At 65.3% G+C, this 3017-nt stretch carries 3 protein-coding genes; all 3 read right to left on the bottom strand.

Translation table 11 applies throughout. The features are described from left to right. Positions 1-25 precede the first annotated feature (25 nt). The 3 genes from HY68_RS36430 to HY68_RS36420 all read right to left on the bottom strand — a co-directional run bounded on the left by HY68_RS36430 (position 26) and on the right by HY68_RS36420 (position 2629). Positions 26-691 (bottom strand): hypothetical protein, encoded by a 666-nt coding sequence (locus tag HY68_RS36430; protein ID WP_042001078.1) that lies wholly within the window; start codon positions 689-691, stop codon positions 26-28. A 59-nt stretch (positions 692-750) separates the two neighbouring features. Next, positions 751-2166, bottom strand: a complete 1416-nt coding sequence (locus tag HY68_RS43150; protein WP_157874545.1) for a hypothetical protein — start codon at positions 2164-2166, stop codon at positions 751-753. Between the two features lie 163 nt (positions 2167-2329). Then, positions 2330-2629, bottom strand: a complete 300-nt coding sequence (locus HY68_RS36420; RefSeq protein ID WP_042001072.1) for a hypothetical protein — start codon at positions 2627-2629, stop codon at positions 2330-2332. Positions 2630-3017 lie beyond the last annotated feature (388 nt).

The following is a 3017-nucleotide window of genomic DNA, read 5'->3' as shown; positions in this document are numbered from 1 at the left end:
TAGCTCGGGGACAGTAGGCGTGGGTCTACAGCGGATCGGGTCCACAAACCGCGCAGTGCTTCTTCCTGCTGCCCTTCGCCCGCAACTCCTCTGCGGTGAACAGGGCAGGCAGGCGCTGCCAGTTCACGCCTCCGTGCTCCGCCCCAGCCTTCGAGGCCTCGAAGAACGCCCAGCTCTTCTCTGGCGTTGTCAGCGTCGAACAATCCCATCGGTGCAGGCGGGCCCCATTCTGACTGATGGCATACGTCGCGCCAGCATCCAGGTGCCCCTGCCAGCGGGCGACGTCCGCCTTCCCTTGGGCCTCCGCCCGGCGGATCTCGTCACAGCCACGACAGATGCCCCGCATGTACTCGCACGAGCACTCCCCGCAGACCTCGCACGGCACACACACGTGGGTGCGCTGTTCCGGAACTACGGGCATCTGGTGGACGCTAATCGCCGGGCCGACATTCTTGTGGTCGACGCACTCCACCACGCCCGCCGTCGACAGCTCGGCAATGAACGGCTTGAGCGACTCCTCGTCAGCGACACCCACAAGGAGGGCCACCCGCTCCATGTCGACGTCGTCGCTGGTCTCCACGGAAGCCTGAAGGACGGCGTATAGGAGCCGACTGGTGGGCGTGAGAGCGGGGTCGAGAAGCGTGTCGCAGTGAACGAGGCAGACGGGCATTGCTCTGGACGTTTTGCGCATGTGGGTCTCCTGAAGTTGGAAGGGGCGGGTAGGCCGGCAGGTGTTGGCCTACCTAACGATCAGAACGGTGCGTTGGCTGCGTATGCCTCGCGTTGCTCCGCAGTTCCGAATTGTGCGGCGAGTTCCGCCCGGATACGGTCCGTCTCGTCGGCGTCCGCCCGGCAGTCGAGGCACAAGTCATCTCCGCTGGCGGTGGAGATCGACGCCCGGCAGTCCGGGTTTGCGCACTCGCCCAGGGCCCGTACAGCGGGCGCAGCGGAACGGGGTGCGGGCATGGCCGGAGAACCGCCCGACGACCCGTCAGCAGCCTCCTGGGCCTTCTCCTGGCGCCGTTCCGCCCGCCGATCCGCGATCCGCTCCACGCAGGCACGGCACTCCACCCCAGAATCCAGGCTGAAGCCGTTCTCGCACCGAGGATCCGCACACGCGAACCGATCCCCACGCCGCAGCGGCCGCACCATCCCGACCGCAGCACCCACCCGGCTCTCGATCTCCCCGGCGTAGAACTTCGACGCGTACCCGTGGTGATCCCACCGGTACTGGATCCGTGCACCCAGCTGCTCCACCGTGCGGGCGTCCGCACTGTCCGCACCGTCAGCGGACAGTGCGGACAAGACAGCATCCGACAAGGCGGGGATGTTCGGCAGGCCCTCGAGGAAATCGGCGGGGTAGTAGGCGCGCACAGCGGCAACCAGCTCGAGCTGCTGCCGGGTGTGCTTGGCCTTCTTGCTGCCGCTCTTGGTGCCGCCTACCGGCCGGCTGGTGTCGTCTTCGAGGTGATCGGGCGGGCTGGTTTTGCTGGACGCGGCAACGCCGCCTTCAACCTCATGCGCGTTACTACGGTCAGAGGGCCTACGGCCGTCCACACCGCTACGCGGTGAAACCGCATCCTCTCCTCCCTTCTCTTCTTCTACTTCTCTCTTGTCTTTTACCGCCGCACCCGTGCGGCCAGGGGTAGCCGCACCCATGCCCCCAGGGGTAGCCGCACCGGTGCGGCTACCCCCCTGATCTGGGGCGTCAGATACCGGCAGGCCCGAGCGAGCCGCCCTGCGTGCAGCCCTGACAGCCGCCTTCTGATCCCACAGTTCGTGATCCAGCAGTTCGTACTCGCTCGGGAGCATGGTCCGAGGGTTCTTCGGGTCGGCCTGCCGGTGGACCCGAAGCAGACCACGTTCCTCGAGCCGCTTAGTTGCCCGGTCGACCGTGTCCAGGGACTTACCGATGCAGGAGGCGAGACGCTTCCTGGTGGGCACGTCGGCAGGGATTTCGTCGATGTCGATGTCGGATGTACCGGGAGACTCCCGGGAGTCGACATCCACGAAGGATGCGATGGCCGCATAGAGCGCCTTGTCCGTGGGGTCGACCGATCCGTCGCGGGCCAGTTCGAAGTCGAACTTGATCCAGTCGAAGCGGCTTCCGCGACGAGTGGCTCTCGGAAACTTCGCGGCGGCCGAAGTTACCGCTAGTCTGTTCATGGAACGGCCTACTTTCAGAGGGTGGGACTCGTTCGAAGCAGCGGGCCACGAACCCGCTGTAGTGCTTGAGTGGCCGGAGTGAGCTGCGAACTCGCCGGCCATTCGCGCGTTCTGGGTACGACGCTAACGGGGATTCGGCCGGGTATTGCCCCGGGTAAGCACCTCACTGGCGGCGCGCCTGACGAGGCTTCTTGTCCGGCCCTCGGACCCCTGGCTGGGGCGGATGCTTCCGGAAGTAGTCGAGGAAGACACCGGTCTCCATGGTCCGCGCGTTGGCGACCTTGATGTAGGTGTGCGGTTTGTCGCTGCCGGGGTCGCCGAACGGCCAGTCGCTCCGGGTTCGTGCGATGTACCTGACGGAGTCGCCGTTGGCGTTGGAGTCCAGGCCGCGTTCGACGAGCAGTTGGGCTCCGCTCTCGAACGTGACGAACAGAGGGTCGCCGGCGTTGGGGTCGTTCACCATGCGAGGTACACCTCGCAGGTACTTTTACGGAGTTCCAGGAAAGCCCTTAGACTCCACATAGGCAGGTCCTATCTCGATGGGGCACTCTGCTAGGCCGCTTGTCTTCGCAGGTCAGCGGCTGAAGGGTGATCGACTGGATCGGTAGTCCGGTCGATCACCCGCCCTGCTCATGGGGGGTGTTTCACCTACGCCTCCTATCGCGTCGCCAAATCGTTGCAGATCTTGGCGATGGGGACGGACGCAGCAGTCAGGTCGGTTGCGTGCGCCTCATGTGCGTCTGGCCTACTTTATGCTTCCCTAGGGGAGTATGCCACCACCGGTCGCCGCACCGGGGTAGACCGCCCGAGCGATACGAGATCATGCGCGCTAACTTGGTTCCCTAGATAAG

It is taken from the genome of Streptomyces sp. AcH 505 (genome assembly GCF_000818175.1).
Classification (GTDB): domain Bacteria; phylum Actinomycetota; class Actinomycetes; order Streptomycetales; family Streptomycetaceae; genus Streptomyces.
This window is presented reverse-complemented; position numbering and strand designations above follow the sequence as displayed.

Coding starts and splice junctions, on each gene's coding strand:
- HY68_RS36430 (WP_042001078.1), bottom strand. CDS start 691: ATGCGCAAAACGTCCAGAGCAATGCCCGTCTGCCTCGTTCACTGCGAC.
- HY68_RS43150 (WP_157874545.1), bottom strand. CDS start 2,166: ATGAACAGACTAGCGGTAACTTCGGCCGCCGCGAAGTTTCCGAGAGCC.
- HY68_RS36420 (WP_042001072.1), bottom strand. CDS start 2,629: ATGGTGAACGACCCCAACGCCGGCGACCCTCTGTTCGTCACGTTCGAG.